The organism is Streptomyces sp. NPDC001137 (genome assembly GCF_040298885.1).
Taxonomy (GTDB): Bacteria; Actinomycetota; Actinomycetes; order Streptomycetales; family Streptomycetaceae; genus Streptomyces.
On the sequence record NZ_JBEPBA010000002.1, the window covers coordinates 540,871 to 556,003 of the forward strand.

14 protein-coding genes are annotated in these 15,133 nt (G+C 69.7%); 3 read left to right on the forward strand and 11 right to left on the reverse strand.

All coding sequences use genetic code 11. The features are described 5' to 3' along the window. Nucleotides 1–5: 5 nt before the first annotated feature. Together ABT254_RS05435 and ABT254_RS05440 are read right to left on the reverse strand one after the other, a co-directional pair. On the reverse strand, nt 6–569 hold the full coding sequence (locus ABT254_RS05435) for a hypothetical protein (RefSeq protein ID WP_351463819.1): 564 nt from the start codon (nt 567–569) through the stop codon (nt 6–8). Between the two features lie 176 nt (nt 570–745). Continuing rightward, nucleotides 746–1,732 (reverse strand): fibronectin type III domain-containing protein, encoded by a 987-nt coding sequence (locus ABT254_RS05440; RefSeq protein WP_351463822.1) that lies wholly within the window; start codon nt 1,730–1,732, stop codon nt 746–748. A gap of 421 nt (nt 1,733–2,153) precedes the next feature. Here ABT254_RS05440 and ABT254_RS05445 point away from each other — a divergent pair, with 421 nt between their 5' ends. Further along, nucleotides 2,154–2,846, forward strand: a complete 693-nt coding sequence (locus ABT254_RS05445) for a glycoside hydrolase family 75 protein (RefSeq protein WP_351464080.1) — start codon at nt 2,154–2,156, stop codon at nt 2,844–2,846. Nucleotides 2,847–3,349: 503 nt separating this feature from the next. Here ABT254_RS05445 and ABT254_RS05450 read toward each other — a convergent pair. From ABT254_RS05450 to dhaK, 3 genes are read right to left on the reverse strand one after another with little or no spacing between them, the layout of a single operon-like run. After that, nucleotides 3,350–3,760 (reverse strand): PTS-dependent dihydroxyacetone kinase phosphotransferase subunit DhaM, encoded by a 411-nt coding sequence (locus ABT254_RS05450; RefSeq protein WP_351463824.1) that lies wholly within the window; start codon nt 3,758–3,760, stop codon nt 3,350–3,352. Then, the gene (dhaL, locus tag ABT254_RS05455; RefSeq protein WP_351463827.1) at nt 3,753–4,355 is read right to left on the reverse strand and encodes a dihydroxyacetone kinase subunit DhaL; all 603 of its coding nucleotides are present in this window, start codon (nt 4,353–4,355) and stop codon (nt 3,753–3,755) included. The genes ABT254_RS05450 and dhaL overlap by 8 nt, the downstream gene beginning before the upstream one ends. Nucleotides 4,356–4,401: 46 nt before the next feature. After that, nucleotides 4,402–5,394 (reverse strand): dihydroxyacetone kinase subunit DhaK, encoded by a 993-nt coding sequence (dhaK, locus tag ABT254_RS05460; RefSeq protein WP_351463830.1) that lies wholly within the window; start codon nt 5,392–5,394, stop codon nt 4,402–4,404. 134 nt (nt 5,395–5,528) lie between these two features. Between dhaK and ABT254_RS05465 the strand changes: the two genes are divergently transcribed. Beyond that, nucleotides 5,529–5,846 (forward strand): hypothetical protein, encoded by a 318-nt coding sequence (locus tag ABT254_RS05465; RefSeq protein ID WP_351463833.1) that lies wholly within the window; start codon nt 5,529–5,531, stop codon nt 5,844–5,846. A 17-nt stretch (nt 5,847–5,863) separates the two neighbouring features. Here the strand turns inward: ABT254_RS05465 and ABT254_RS05470 are convergent, their stop codons facing one another. The 3 genes from ABT254_RS05470 to ABT254_RS05480 form a co-directional block, all read right to left on the reverse strand. Next, a complete protein-coding gene (locus tag ABT254_RS05470; protein WP_351463836.1) occupies nt 5,864–6,496 on the reverse strand; it encodes a response regulator transcription factor in 633 nt (210 codons plus the stop codon). Next, a complete protein-coding gene (locus ABT254_RS05475; RefSeq protein ID WP_351463839.1) occupies nt 6,493–7,710 on the reverse strand; it encodes a sensor histidine kinase in 1,218 nt (405 codons plus the stop codon). The genes ABT254_RS05470 and ABT254_RS05475 overlap by 4 nt, the downstream gene beginning before the upstream one ends. A gap of 86 nt (nt 7,711–7,796) precedes the next feature. Continuing rightward, nucleotides 7,797–8,915, reverse strand: a complete 1,119-nt coding sequence (locus ABT254_RS05480; RefSeq protein WP_351463841.1) for an ABC transporter substrate-binding protein — start codon at nt 8,913–8,915, stop codon at nt 7,797–7,799. 471 nt (nt 8,916–9,386) lie between these two features. On the opposite strand from ABT254_RS05480, the gene ABT254_RS05485 reads away from it, so the two are divergent. Further along, nucleotides 9,387–10,943 (forward strand): ISL3 family transposase, encoded by a 1,557-nt coding sequence (locus ABT254_RS05485; RefSeq protein ID WP_502971929.1) that lies wholly within the window; start codon nt 9,387–9,389, stop codon nt 10,941–10,943. Between the two features lie 3 nt (nt 10,944–10,946). On the opposite strand, the gene ABT254_RS05490 is transcribed toward ABT254_RS05485, so the two are convergent. The 3 genes from ABT254_RS05490 to ABT254_RS05500 all read right to left on the reverse strand — a co-directional run bounded on the left by ABT254_RS05490 (nt 10,947) and on the right by ABT254_RS05500 (nt 14,399). Further along, a complete protein-coding gene (locus tag ABT254_RS05490) occupies nt 10,947–11,573 on the reverse strand; it encodes an ATP-binding protein (RefSeq protein WP_351463847.1) in 627 nt (208 codons plus the stop codon). 85 nt (nt 11,574–11,658) lie between these two features. Then, nucleotides 11,659–11,856 carry a hypothetical protein gene (locus tag ABT254_RS05495; RefSeq protein ID WP_351463850.1) on the reverse strand — a complete coding sequence of 66 codons (198 nt, stop codon included), beginning with the start codon at nt 11,854–11,856 and terminating at the stop codon, nt 11,659–11,661. Between the two features lie 323 nt (nt 11,857–12,179). Continuing rightward, on the reverse strand, nt 12,180–14,399 hold the full coding sequence (locus tag ABT254_RS05500) for an alpha-L-fucosidase (protein ID WP_351463853.1): 2,220 nt from the start codon (nt 14,397–14,399) through the stop codon (nt 12,180–12,182). Nucleotides 14,400–15,133 lie beyond the last annotated feature (734 nt).

Below are 15,133 nucleotides of genomic sequence, written 5' to 3' on the forward strand. Positions count from 1 at the left end.
CGCCCTCAGAGCCGGTTCGGCCGCGTACGCCGGCGCAGGTACCAGCCCGTCGCGATGACACCCGTGCCCACCAGGGCGGCGCCCACCCCGACCGTCAGCGGGCCGTAGTCCTGGACGGCGCCGCCGACCCCGCCCCTGACACCGAGCGAGGGCGAGGGCTTGGTGGTGGCCGAGATGGTGGCGGCGGGGGTGGTGCTGGGCGTGGCGGTGGGAGTGGAGCCGGAGACGACGACGCTCTGGGTGCCCGCATTGATGCCGTTCGCGCACATGACCGTCACGGTGTACGTGCCGGGGCTCACGTTCGACCAGGCCGCCGACTGCAGGGTGGCGGTGCCCGTCAGCGCCGCCTGACGGGCCGGTCTGCTGGCGCTGAGCAGCGTAGCGGTGCCCAGCGCTCCGCCGACGCGTGAGGAGCACACGCTCGTGGTCACCGAAACGGTGGACCCGCTGGTGCTCACGGAGATCCCCGACCCCTGCGCCGCCGCCGGCACGGCGGCCAGGACGAGCGGGAGCGCGGTGGCGGCTGCCGCGGTCAGGGCGGAGCGAACGACTGGCTGAGAGTTGCGCATTGGACTGCCCTCCGACGGCACGGTTGGCGGAACATCCCTAGCGCCGCCGAAGTCGGGAAACGCCCGTGCTGCCTCAGGGGCAGCCAACGTCCCCGCGGCCCCTCCCGCATGCGGACCGCCTCCGGGCAGGTGACGGATTCCTCCGTCCGGCCCATGCCGCAGGGCCGCCACCGTCGTCAGCCGCCGGCCGCCCCGGTGGTCACCGTCCGCTCCACCGAGTAGCCGCCCCAGGTGCCGTCGGGCAGCCTGGCCCGGATCCGCACGCGGTGGCGCACGCCGGCATCCCGGCCGACGTAGAAGGAGTACGACGCCCGGTCGCGCGGCGCGTCCCCGCCGTAGACCAGGGAGGTGGCCACCCGGCCGTCGAGGCCGATCTGGTACTCCGTGACCACGCCGTCGGTGCGTGGCGGGGTCCAGCGCAGGTCGAGGTAGTACGCCCCGCCTTCGCGGTGGCTCGTCGCCCGGAAGGCGGTGGGTGCCGTGCTGCGCCCGTCGTCGGAGCCCGGCGTGGTGAGGCGGACGGTGGTGCCGGGAGGGGACAGATTGTCGGCCGCGTCGCGGGCGCGGACGCTGAAGGCGTAGGGGGTGCCCGGCCGCAGCCCGGTGACCACGGTCGCCGTCTGTGCCCCGCCCACACTGTGGATCTTGGCGGTGCCCTGGTAGACGTCGTACGAGACCACGGCCCGGTCGTCCCTCGACGCGGACCAGGACAGCTCGACGGCCCCGCTGCCGACCGCCCGGCCGCGCGTCTTCCCCGGGCGGGTCGGGGCCGTGTCGTCCGCCGCCGCGGCCGCCGGAGTCGCCGCCCGCACCTGGCGGCTGGGCGGCCCCCGGTGGCCCTCGGTGTTCCGGGCCCGCACGGTGAAGACGTACGAGGTGGACGGCCTGAGCCTGGTGACGTCCACCATGTGCTGGGAACCAGGGACCTCCTCGACCTCGGTGGTGCCGCGATACACCTCGTAGACGCTGACACGGGGGTTCGCGGACACCGCGTCCCACATCACGTGCACGCTGCTCGAACTGCCCGCCGCCGCGGTCACTCCTGTGGGGGCCGCCGGCAGCCCGCCCTCCTCCCCGGCGCCGCCTCCGCCACAGGATCCGACCAGGACCAGTGCGGCACAGAGCGCGAGGGATCGATGCACGAGCCCGGTGTCGCGACGCACGGCTCGGCCTCCCCGAAACGATCCCGCGGCATTGGTACGTACCAATATGACGCGGCTGACGTGATCGCATCAAGAGGGCGGTGGCAGGTCGGCAACATGGGCGACGGCGTTGCGGACCGCCCGCCGGAGTTACGTATGCTGAAGCTCCTCGCGGCTGAACCCTCCCTGAGGGATGGTGAGTTCATGCCGGTGGCGCGGGCCGCTGTCGTCGCTGTTCCCGCGCCGGACGCGGGTGGCCGGGCCGCCCGGAGCCGCACAGGCTCGGGCGCCCCGGCCCCTGCCGCAGGTCCGAAGACACGCCGCGCCGTGCCCCGCCTGGGCCGGTGCGCCGTCCGGTCCGCCTACGGTGGCCCCATGATCGCTACGGCGCCGGACCGGGCTGAATGCCCGTCAGTGCCCCTTCCGGAAAGGGCTTCTCATGGTGCGTGTCCCGTCGCTGACCCTGGCCGTGGCCGGCGCCGCATTACTCCTTGCGCCGATGCTGTCCGACGCCGCGGCAAGCGGCCGGGCGGAGCCGGCGGCCTGGCGCGAGGGCGACGTGCGTGCCGCCGATCTGCTGGCCAAGGTGCGTGAGTGCACCCAGATCTCCCACGGCCGCTACCGCAGTGACGCCGGCAGACCGGCATCGATTGCGGTGTGCGGCACCCGGCGGGCCGTCTTCTGGAAGGCCGACATGGACATCGACTGCGACGGACAGCCCGGCCCGCGCTGCAACCGCCGCACCGATCCCTCGTTCTCCCAGGCCACCGCCTATCAGCAGTCCGACGGACGCCATCTGAGCGCCGAACGCCTCCCGTACATCGTCGTGCCCGCCGCGAGCCGCATCTGGGACCCCCTCGACAACGGCGTCCGCGGCGGATCGGTCGCGGCCGTCGTCTACCGGGGCCGTGTGCAGTACGCGGTCGTGGGCGACATCGGCCCGGAAGGCATCATCGGTGAGGCGTCCTACGCCACCGCCAAGGGCCTCGGCATCCGCCCGGGCCCGAACGGCGGCACACCCTCCGGTGTCACCTACATCGTCTTCAAGTACTCGCAGGTCAAACCCATCGAAAGCCACGCCGCGGCCGTCGCGGTGGGGCGACGGCTGGCGCAGCAGTTCGTGCGGGGCGGATGAACGCCCGGGGTGCTGATCCGTTGTCGACGGGCAGGATCACGCCTTGATATGAGAGGGCCGGGCCGCCGGCGCCTCGGCGCTGTTCACGGCCGGGCCGACGTGCCCGCCGCCCGGCGGGAGCGGGCAACCGCGCAGCCTGTCGAAGCCACTTCGTGCCCGAGCCGACTACGGACCTGGGTGTCTTCGCCGGTACCACCGAGCGACGGCCGGTGCGCCGATCGGGCTGACCTGCGTCGAGCCGCGCCTGCGTGCCGTCCGGCTGGATGTACGGCGAGGCGGAACCGGCATTCGCCCGCGCCCTCCACGAGCGCGCCGTGGCGGCGGCACCTGCGGCCCGCGATCCAGGCGGTGCCGTTCAAGGCGGCCCTGCGCGCGGCTCTCGACCGGTACGCCTCACCCGCCGTCGGCGCGGAGCCGGACCGCGACGGCGGGTGAGGCCAAGCCCGACGGCATCCGTCCGCTCGGCCCTCACCGCCGCCGCGGCGGGACTTGGGTGGACGGCGTCAGACCTTCCGGTAGGTGTACGCCTCCGCCGCTGCCGCCTCCACGGCCGCGAGGTCGGCGCCCGTGGCCGCCGTGACCACCGCGGCCACCGCCCCCTCCACGAACGGGGCGTCCACCAGGCGTGTCCGGTCGGGGAGTTCGTCGCCCTCGGCGAGCAGCGCCTTCACCGTGAGCACGGCGCTGCCGAGGTCGGTGAGCACGGCGACGCCGGCACCCCGGTCCACGGACGCGGCCGCCGCGGCGATCAGCTCCGCGCTCGTACCGAGCCCGCCGCCCTCGGTGCCACCCGCCGGGGCGACGGGCACCGAGACCTCGCCGCCCGCGAGCCCCTTCGCCAACTCGGCCACGGACGCGGCCACTTCGGCGCTGTGCGACACCAGCACGATCCCGACCTGTTTCCCGTCACTCACCGTCGGCCTCCGCGAGAGCGGCGACGAGCAGCGCCGACGAGGTGGCGCCGGGATCCTGGTGCCCGATGCTGCGCTCCCCGAGATAACTGGCCCGTCCCTTGCGGGCCTGCAACGGCGTGGTCGCGAGGGCGCCCTCCTCGGCGGCGGTGCCGGCCGCGGCGAACCCGCCCTCGTCGAGCGCGTCCACCGCCGGCACCAGCGCGTCGATCATCGTCTTGTCGCCCGGTGCGGCGCCGCCGAGCGTCATGACCGCCTCCACCCCGGCCCGCAGCGCCTGGGCGAACTGCGCCTCGCTGACCTCACCGGCGTCCCCGAGCGCCTTGCCCGTACGGCGCAGCAGCGTGCCGTAGAGAGGCCCCGACGCGCCGCCGACGGTCGAGATCAGCTGCCGCCCGGCCAGCGTCAGGATCGCACCGGGCGTGTCCGGCGCCTCCTTCTCCAGCGTCGCGGCCACGGCCCGGAACCCGCGCTGCAGATTGCTGCCGTGGTCGGCGTCCCCGATGGGCGAGTCGAGGGCGGTGAGCCGTTCCGCCTCGCGGTCCACGGACGCGGCGGTCACCGTCATCCAACGGCGGAAGAAGTCGGCGTCGAGCACTGGATCTCCTTGCGTGGTAGGTACGTTGACACCTCGGCCCGCCGCTCTACATGCCCCAGCGCAGCCCGGGCGTCTTCACCGGCGCGTCCCACAGCCGCAGCAGCTCCTCGTCGATCTGGCACAGGGTGACCGAGGCGCCGGCCATGTCGAGCGAGGTGACGTAGTTGCCCACCAGCGTCCGGGCGACCGCGACCCCGCGCTCGGCGAGCACCCGCTGCACCTCGGCGTTGAACCCGTACAGCTCCAGCAGCGGCGTCGCACCCATGCCGTTGACCAGCACGAGGACCGGGTTGCGCGGGGGCATGTCCTCCAGGATCGCGTTCACCGCGAACTCGGCGATCTCACCCGAGGTCATCATCGCCCGCCGCTCCCGGCCGGGCTCCCCGTGGATACCGATGCCCAACTCCAGCTCGCCCGAGGGCAGATCGAAGGTGGGGCTGCCCTTGGCGGGTGTGGTACAGGCGCTGAGCGCGACGCCGAAGCTGCGGGAGTTCTCGTTGACCTGATGGCCGATCGCCTCCACCCGATCCAGGGGCTGCCCCTCGTCCGCCGCCGCACCCGCGATCTTCTCCACGAACAGCGTGCCGCCGACGCCGCGCCGCCCTGCCGTGTAGAGGCTGTCGGTGACCGCCACGTCATCGTTGACCAGCACCTTGGCGACCTGGATGCCCTCGTCCTCGGCGAGCTCGGCCGCCATGTCGAAGTTCAGCACGTCGCCGGTGTAGTTCTTCACGATGAACAGCACGCCCGCCCCGCTGTCCACGGCCGCCGCGGCGCGCGCCATCTGATCGGGAACCGGCGAGGTGAACACCTCGCCCGGACAGGCCGCCGACAGCATGCCGGGACCGACGAATCCGCCGTGCAGGGGCTCGTGCCCCGAGCCGCCCCCGGAGATCAGGGCGACCTTTCCGGCGACCGGGGCGTCCCGCCGCACGATCACCCGGTTCTCCACGTCGACGGTCAGCTCGGGATGGGCGGCCGCCATGCCCCGCAGGGCGTCCGCGACCACGCTTTCCGGCACATTGATCAACATCTTCATGGGTACCTCCCGGTGAGACTAACAGATGAGCCCATGGCCTCTGTTTTTGCAGGTCAGTGCGGGTTTGACTGGTTGTCGATCTTGGCGGTCCATGGTGATCGGAAGCGGGTTCTGGCGGTACTGATGCTGACGTAATGCTGATTTTGGTGACGGGGTGTCAGGTGTATGGCGTGGTCGGATGCAAGCGGGCGGAGAGCGCCCCTTTCGGCAGTATCGACCTTGCGGCGGTGAAGGTCACGCCGGACGGCGGAGCGATGCTGGACAGCGTGTGTCGGAGGTTCCTCCATGAACGTGGGAGCGCTTCGCCTGACGTGTCCCGTGACGAGGGCTGCGGCGCGGAGGTGCACCTCTTCGGGCCCGACGGTTACCCGCTCGACACAGTCACTGTGGACGCCCAGGTGGCGGGCGAGTACGGGGCCCGATGGCTGGAGGAGGCGTTTCGCGGCCACTGAGGGGAGGATCGGGCTGGTCAGTCGAGCTGGATGAGCCCCCGGCGCGCGGCCTCCGTCACGGCGGCCGCGCGGTTCTCGACCTTCAGCTTGCGGTAGATGCGCACGAGGTGGGTCTTCACCGTCGCCTCGCTGAGGAACAGCGCCTCCGCGATGGCCCGGTTGGTCAGGCCCTCCGCCGCCAGCCGGACGACCTCGACCTCGCGCCCGGTCAGGTCCGCGTCGGGCCGGACCACCTGGCCGACGAGCTCCCCGACGACCTCGGGGGCGAGGGCCATGGCACCGGCGGCGGCGCCGCGGACGGCCCGGAAGAGTTCCTCGGGCGGCCCCGCCTTCAGCGCATATCCGCGTGCGCCCGCCTCCAGCGCCCGCACGACGTCGGCCCGTCCGGAGAAGCTCGTGAGCATCAGCACCGGCACGGCCGGAGCCTCGACGGTCAGCCGGCGGACGGCCTCGATGCCGTCGATGTCGGCCCCGGCGAACCGGAGGTCCATCAGCACGACATCAGGCTTCAGCCGGACGGCGAGCCGTACGGCCTCCTCGCCGCTGCCCGCCTCCGCGATCACCTCCAGGTCCGGTTCCCCCTCCAGCAGGGCCCGCAGTCCGGCCCGTACGACGGCGTGGTCGTCCGCGACCAGCAGACGTACGGTCATCCGGCTGTCGCCGAGGTCAGACGGGGAGCCGTCGCCGGGAGCACGGCCCGCACCCGGGTGCCCCGGCCCGGTGCGCTGGTGACCCGCAGCTCGCCGCCGCACTCGCGGAGCCGGGCGCGGGCCGCCGGGAGGCCGAAGCCGCGGGTCTTCCGGGCGGTGGTCCCGGTCGGTTCGAAGCCCACTCCGTCGTCCTGCACGTCGAGTTCGATCCGATCCGCCTCATGGTGGAGGGTGACCAGCACGTTCACCGCGCGGGCGTGCTCGCGCACGTTGGCCAGGGTGCCCTGCGCGACGCGGAACAGGGTGGTCGCCGCCTGCTCGTCCAGAACGGGACGAGGCTCGCCGACGGAGCGGAACCGCACCCGGGCCGCGGCCCCCTCCTGCTCCACCTGGGCGCACAGCAGCCGCAGCGAACCCTCGAGTCCGGCCTCGGCGACGGCGGACGGCGTGAGGTCGTGGATGATCCGGCGGGTCTCGGCGAGATTGCCGTCCAGGCCGTCGGCCACCGCGCGGACCCTGGTGCGGGCCGCGTCCGGCCGCCGCTCCCAGTCCCGCTCGGCCGCCTGGAGCAGCATCAGACTGCCCGCGAGTTCCTGGGCCAGCGTGTCGTGCAGGTCCCGGGCGATCCGTGTGCGCTCGGCCAGCACACCGGCCCGGCGCTGCTGTTCGGCCAGGATGTCCCGGGTGCTCCGCAATTCCTCCAGCAGACGCTGACGTTCGGCGGCGTCCCGCTGCTGGGCCCGGTAGAGGGCCACGGTGCCCCACACGGCCGCGACCGGGATCAGCGCCGTCTCCAGGTCGAGCCGGCCGGTGGAGCCGACCAGCCGCCAGCCCAGTACGACGGAGATCGCGCCCACCGCGACCAGCGCCGCCCGCCGCCCGAGAGCCCGCAGGGCCGCGCACGCGAGCGGCACTCCGCACCAGGCGTACGCCCAGGTCAGCGGCGCCGGAGCCAGGAACACGAGGACGCCCCAGAGACCGATCAGCGTCGTGATCCAGCCGAGCCGGACGGCCGGACCGAGCCGGCTCCACAGCCCCAGACCGGCCCCGTACAGCATGGCCAACAGCCCGCTGACGCCGACCATGTGCCAGCACAGCGGGCTGTTCAGATCCACGAGCCGCACGACGGCGGCACCGACGACCAGGAAGAACACGTAGTGCGGGGCGTGTTCCAGGGTGCGTCGGGCGCCGTGGGCGAGAGCGCGGTCGGTCACGGCAGATCCCCTTGAACGGACTGATCCACTTGGACGGGCGTCCGAGTCTATCGGGGCTTGGTATGACCTATGTGAAGAACTGTGCGCTACGCGCCCGGGTGCAGTCCCGGCCAGCCGGGCGTGGGGTCGCCCTTCACCTCGCCGAAGTACAGGGCGAAGGTCTGCTTCCAGCGCTCGATCGCGGCACGGTCGGCCATGAAGCGGGGGAAGCCGTCGAGGTGCGCGTCGGGGTACTCCCAGAGCGCCTTCAGGCCGGTCGGGGGAGTGACGTCGGTGCGTACGGACCAGCCGTTGAAGGACCCCTGCTGGGTGGGGAGGGACAGCTGCCAGTTGAGGTACAGCTTGGCGGCGGTCCTGTTCGCGGCCTGCTTCAGGATCGCGGCGCGCTGGCCCCAGGCCATGAACGGGGCGCCGTCCGGGATGACCCACTTCACGGGCCCGGTGGAGAGCGGGGCGCCCGAGCCGCCGACGCCGATCGCGTGGGTGCCGGCCCGGACCGCGTCGCCGGGGGAGTTGCTGCCCCGCGCGAAGCGCACGTCCTGTGCGGCGAGCTCGGCCGCCCACTTCCAGCCGTACTTCTGGACGTAGAGCGAGTAGAGGAAGAGGACCGCGTCGTCGTCGTGCGGGTAGGAGGAGGCGATCTTCCCCTTCCACTTCGGGTCGACCAGGTCCAGCGGGGTCCGTGGGGCGTCCGAGCCGACCGCGGACGGGCTGTACATGAAGCTGAAGGCGATCGCTCCGATGGCGACCCAGGCGCCGTGCGGGTCCTTGAACTTGTCGTACACCTTGGAGAACCCGGCCGGCTTGTACCGCAGCAGCTTCCCCTGCTGCTCCCAGCGCGTGAAGTCCTGGAGGGTCTGGAGCTGCACGACATCGGGGACGAGGGTGCCGGTGGCGAGCTGGTTGTCGACGCGGACGTCGTGGTACTTGCTGTAGTCCACGACCAGGGTCAGGTCGATGTCCGGGAAGCGCTTGAGGAACGCCGCCTTGGTGAAGTCCTGCTGGGTCGGGGTGTCCCCACCGGCGTAGATGACGAGCTTCCCGCCCTCGGCGAGGGCGGCCTGGTACAGCTCGTCGAGGGTCCTGGTCTCCTCGGACCCGGTGGCGGCCTGCACGGTGCCGGCGCCCAGCGCGCCGATCCCGATGGCGGCACCTGCGGCGGCGCCGGTGGCGAGGACACGTCGTCTGCTGAGGAAGCTGGACATGCTGCGAAGACCTCTCTGATGGGGGGTGACGTACGCATCCTGCTCGCCACCGGCAGGCGCCCGCGTCCTCCGCGCGGAGCGAGGGGCGGGCGGGAGTGGTAAGCGCGGTTCAACCGAACGGTTGACCCAAGACCCCGGTGGGCGGTCGACCGAGTGTGACCGTCACGCGTCACGCTCCTTCGTAGCCATTGCTGAAATCCGGGTGCACGGCTACGAGTACGACACGCGGATCATCGAGTCCTTCCTCTTCTCACGCCGCTGAAGCCGCACCGGTGCTCGTCGGCCGAGCTGCTTCAACAACCCTCCCGGACGAGCTGAAGACCCTGCGCTATTCGGTGATGCGGATGCGTGAAATTGGCTCTGTCCGCAGTTCCGTGAATCCCCGGGTCAGGGAGGTGAGCGAGGGATCGTTTCGGCAGAGTATGTCCCGGCATGGCAAGCAAGACGCTCGAGGCTGTGCTGTTTCCCGGAATGGATGTGCGAGTGGATCGCGTCAGCGACTCCTCCGACGTCCTGGTGGTGGAGGCGGTGGCCATTGGTCGGCCGGGCCGGTGCCCTGACTGCCGCAAGCGGGCAAGACGCGTGCACAGCACCTACCAACGGGCCCTGGATGAGAGGCCGTTGGGCTCCCGTCGGGTCGTGGTACGGCTGCGGGTGCGCCGCTACTTCTGCGGCCGGAAGAACTGTTCCCGCCGGACGTTCGCTGAGCAGGTGCCGGGCCTGTCCGAGCGGCACCGCCGCTCCAGCACCGGGCTGACGGGCTGGCTGCGGTCGATCGCGGTGGAACTGGGCGGCCGTCCGGCCGCGCGGTTGTGTCGCCACCTGCGGCTGGTCGCGGGCCGGACCCGGCTGCTCAGGCTGTTGACGGCGCCGGTGGTACTGGATCGTGCGCCGCGGGTGCTGGGGGTGGACGAGTTCGCCTTCCGCAGGGGCTGCACCTACGGCACCGTGCTGGTCGACGTCGAGGCCGGCCGGGTCGTGGACGTACTGCCCGACCGCACCTCGGAGACGTTCGCGGCCTGGCTCAAGGATCACCCCGGCGCGGAGATCATCTGCAGGGACCGGGCCACCGCCTATACGAAGGCGGTCAAGGACGCCGCCCCCGACGCCCTCGAAGTCGCAGACCGTTGGCATTTACTTCAGAACTTGTCCGCCTCGGTAGAGAAGACCTGTCATCAGCACCGCAACTGCCTGCGCAAACACGCCGAGCAGGAGATGGAACTGCCAGTGCCGGAACCGGTTCCGATGGAACTACCGGTGCCGGAACTGCCCTGCACCCAGATCATCGAGCGAACCCGGCACCGATTCGAGGACGTCCACCGACTAGTGGAGAAAGGCTGGACGATCAGCGCCATCGGCCGCCGCCTGAACCTCGACCGCAAGACCGTACGTCGTTTCCGCGACACCAACCTCGACGAACTGCTGGCCTCTGCCCGCGACCGGCGCCCCAACGGCGTGCTGGAGCCGTTCAAGGCATATCTCAACGCCCGCTTCGCCGAGAACCAGGGACAGGTCAGCGGCACCCGCCTGTTCCTGGAGATCCACGAACGCGGCTACCGGGGCAGCCGCCAAGTGGTCCGCAAGCACCTCGCCGCCCTGCGGGCGGACACCGCCGAACCCGTCCGGGTCGACATACCCAGCCCGCGGAAGATCACCTCATGGATCATGCAGCCCCGCGACACCCTCACCGAGAGCCAAGACAAGCGGCTGCTAGCGGTCCGGCTCGCCTGCCCGGACATCACCCGGGCCTGCGACCTCGCCCGCACGTTCGCCGATCTCGTCCGGCACCGGCGCGGATACCTGCTGCTGGAGTGGATTCGCCAGGCCGAACAGGACGGCCCCAAGCCCATGCAAGGCTTTGCTGGCTTCCTTCGCCAGGACCTCGACGCCGTCACCGCCGGCCTTACCCTCGTGTGGAGTTCCGGCGTCGTCGAGGGGCACGTGAACCGGGTGAAAACGCTCAAGCGAGCGATGTATGGCCGGGCTTCGTTCGAACTCCTCCGGACCCGCATCCTCATGCAGCCATGACCGTCAGCAACTGGATCGATCGTCTACCTGAATGTCCAGGTCTGGCCAGGCTATGGCTAGACGCTTCAACTGGCCCTCCGCGGATATCCCTGCCGAACGAGACGGCCCGTCCGGTCTGAAGTGGACGAGTGTCCCGGTGGTGCCGTCGGGCTCGACGGGCTCCAGGTCGGTGACCGGGATGCCGTGTTCGTAGCGTTGGGTCCAGGCCCCGTCGCGGCGACGGTTGGTATGGATGAGCCATTCGCTGAGGGCTGCAACGACAGACATACCTCGACGCGGATGGCCGTCTGGAAGCAGTTCTGCGCCTGGGAAGTCGAAGAACCGAAGATCCTTTGATGCCATGACTGGTTTCTTCACGACGCGACCTTGCTCGTCGATACGGGTATCAGTGCCCCGCCCGTCGTCTGCCACGGACAAGGAACCATCCGGATAGAGAGTGACGAGACAGCGCCCGCCTCCCTTGCTCGAAGCTTCATCAGCGGCATAGGCGAGCACCTCAAGGACAAGATGCAACGGGCCACCCGGTGCGAACTCCGCTGGACTCTGCCGGATATGCGCAAGATGACTCAGATCGATGACACTAGACCAATCGTGCGTGGTGTTAACCCACGAACCTCTTGATACCTCCATCAGACAAGTATCCAGTCGGCTTGCGTTCGCCTCGCGGGAAGCCCCTCAAGATCAGCCGCTCACGGAACTGCGGCCAGAGCCATTTTCAAATAGCGCCATCATCGGTGGCCTGAACGGCTTCGAGGTATTCGGCCCAGCTGTTCTGGGCGTACTGAGCCCAGGCACAGGCGGTGTTGGGGTGGATGCCGAAGAGGTCGCTGACCACGATCGGAGGGAGGTCGGTGATCGCTTCCATCATGGCCGTGTTGCGGGCGCCGATGCTCGGCAGGCCGTGCTGCCTCATGTAGTGGCGGAGTGCATCAGCAGGGCGAGCATGCCAGATTTTGAAGGTGCAGGACGCCAGGTGGTGCCGACCACGTTTCGTCGAGCGAGTCGAGGGTGGCTTCGGGTGGTTCGGGTAGGTCTTTGAAGTACCGCGGCAGGTTGCTGTAAGCGTGGAGGAGTGTGTGCGCGAGGAGTTCGCGCGGGCCGATCTCGTGCCCGTACGCCTGCGTGGACGTGGCGTGGGGCCGGGGCGGCTCTTCGTCAGGAAGTCGCGCAGGAGTGTGCCGCTTTTCGTCGGCAGCGGCCGGGGCCGCTGCCCCGGCCCCCGCTCCTCCTGCCCGCTCAGACCGCGGTGAAGGTCCACTGCACGTTGGTGCTGCTGTTCCCTGACCACTGCTTGGTCACGGAGCCCGAGGGCACGTTCCCGCCGCCGTCGAGGACGAGGCCGGTGGCGCGGTTGGTGATCCAGTACCTGCCGCCACCTTGGTACCTGAGCTGCCACTGCTGCTTGGTGCCGCCGTCCCAGGGAGCCTCCAGGGCGGGGGAGCCGTTCGTGGTGGCGCCGCCGCCGTCGGCGACCATGCCGTTGGCGCGGTTGACCAGCTTGTAGTAGCCGGTGCCGAGCTCGACGGCCTGCCACTGGAGGTTGGTGCTGCCGTTCCAGGTCCACTGCTTGAGGTTGGATCCGCTGGGGACGTTCCCGCCGCTGTCCAGCACCAGCCCGTCGGTGACATTGGTGATCCTGAACCACGCCGAGGGGTCGAGCTGCACCTTCATCGACACGACGGCGTCGTTGTTGCCGGTGACGCGCAGGTCGGCGTTGTCGGCGGTGAAGGTCCAGGCGGTGCCGGTGAAGTTGTCACCGGAGTAGCCGATGATCTGGTAGCCGGGGGCGAGTTTCAGCGAGGACAGACTGCGGCTGGGCAGGCCGGCGAGCGACAACTGGTCGGCGGTGTAGGTGCCGACCTGGAGCACGGAGGAGCCGCCCAGATAGTTGACGTCCTGGTAGACCACGGCCCCGGACAGTGGTTTCAGGGCCGGGATCGGGCCGGAGAAGGTCAGCTTCACGACGTAGGCCAGGGCGGAGAACGGCGCTGACGACGACGGCAGGGTCACATGCAGTCCGGCCGAGTCCTGCGTCGGCGCGGGCAGGTTCGTGTACGTGCCGGCGGTGGGGTTCAGCAGCTGCACCGAGGTCAGCGAACCGAGGTTGATGCGGGCCGAGTTGAGCGTCGATATGTTCAGTGTGGTGCCGGGCCAGCCGAGGACCGTGGCGTACAGGACGGTGTTGTTCTTGTTGCGGGTGAAGCGGATGTCCTGCGCCGTTCCGACCTTCGGGGCGGTGAAGGCGCCGCCGCCCATATGCGTGGGACCTTCGCCGTACGTGGTCCAGGCCCGGGTCGAGTAGACCGACTCACCGAAGCGGCGCAGGTAGTCGCCGATGCCGAGGAGGATGTCCTTCTGGGCCTGGGGGATCGTGCCGTCCGCCATCGGGGCGATGTTGAGCAGCATGTTGCCGTTCTTGCTGACCCGGTCGATCAGCGAGTGCAGCATCTGCTGGATACTGTAGTAGCCGATGCCGTTCGTGTAGCACCAGCTGGAGCTGGAGATGCTGTCGTCGGTGAGCCAGTAGGGGGCGGTGATGTCGCCGGGGCCGCCGCGCTCGTAGTCGAATACCTCGCCGTGGCCGTTGAAGCCGTCCTTGTAGGTGGCGACGACTTCGCGGCCCCAGGTGTTCGCCTGGTTGTAGTAGTACGACAGGAAGTTCAGCTGCTGCGTCTGGCTGATCTTGTTCAGGTCGAAGTCCTGCCAGATGATGTCGGGTTGGGCGAGGTCGATGACCTCCTTGAGTTTGTCGTACCAGAGCTGGTTCTCGGCCGTGGCGCCCAACTGCCCGTACAGCTTCTGCAGGCTCGGGTCGGACTGCGCGGGCACGTGGTCGTAGAAGCCGTTGAAGTTGAACGCGTGGTGCATGGCCACCAGGAGCTTCAGCCCCTTGCCACGGATGGCGTCGGTGAACAGCTGGAGCAGGTTGAGCTGGGGGCCCTTCGCGACCGAGTTCCACTCGTTGACCGAGCTGTTCCACATGGAGAACCCGTCGTGGTGCTCGGCGACCGGGCCGGCGAACCGGGCGCCGGCGTCGACGAAGAGCTGCGCCCACTCGTCCGGGTCGAATTTCCCGCCGGCGGACTTCAGCTTCGGGGCGAACTTGTTGAAGTTGCCGTTCAGGTCGTTCGCGCCGTTGATGAAGTTGTGGTACGGCCACGCCGACGGGTCGCCGTAGGTTGCGATGTGGTGCTGGTTGCACGAATCGCCGCTGATGTACATGCGGCGCGGATACCACTCGTTCCCATAGGCCGGAACGCTGAACACGCCCCAGTGGTAGTAGATGCCGAACTTGGCGTCCTTGAACCACTCGGGAGCCGCGGTGTGCTGGTCGACCGAGGCCCACGTGGGGGTGTACGTCGTCGCGGCCCGGGCGGTGCCGGCGGCGAGAACGTTGCCCGCGGCCGCCGCCGCGACCCCCGTGGCGCTCGCCAGGAACTGGCGTCTGCTGATCATGGTGGTACCTCCGTCAGAGCTGTGGTGGGAGACCAGGGCCGTTGGTCGGCGGCACTTCTGCCGGCGAGCAGCGCGTCACCGGCTGCGAACGGCGACGGATTCTGCGGACTTCAGGGCGTTCACGGCGGAGCAGTTTCCCGACGGCATGTCCCCACTCCGTTCCCGTACGGCAGCACCGCCGCATGACTCTTTCGACGCCCGGAGCCTCTTGGGGAACCTTGCGCAGCGTGTGCGTGATGTCACGCATGAAGTTGTGGCACGCGCCATGCCTATGTCAACGGGTGTGCAGGGATGAAAACGGTCTTTCGGCTGTCGTTTTCTGCCGTTATCTATAGCTATCGGACCATTGCTCCCCGAGAAGACATGGCATGTCTGCGGGCCATGCGTCGGCGGTCTCGGGTCTTGCGGCGCAATTCGGTGAGGACGTGGCAGGTGAGCCCGGTGCCGACGGGTGCAGTGCGTACCGGGGAATAATAAGTCGTACTCATTTTGTCAAGATCTACAACGTGAGCTCTGGATTCTCAAGCACGCAAAGGCCTTATAACATCCGTAATTACGCATGAGCCCTTCGTCATTGCACCTAGGGCCAAAAGAACGCCGCACGCACCCTTGACGAACCCCTCGATAAGACGGCTAATTTCTTCGAAGTCGGTGACACTCAAGTCGCCTTAAGTGGCCGACGCCTACCAGGGACGGTCGGCGTCGGCCCATCCAAGCCGCCGCCCCCCGACCCG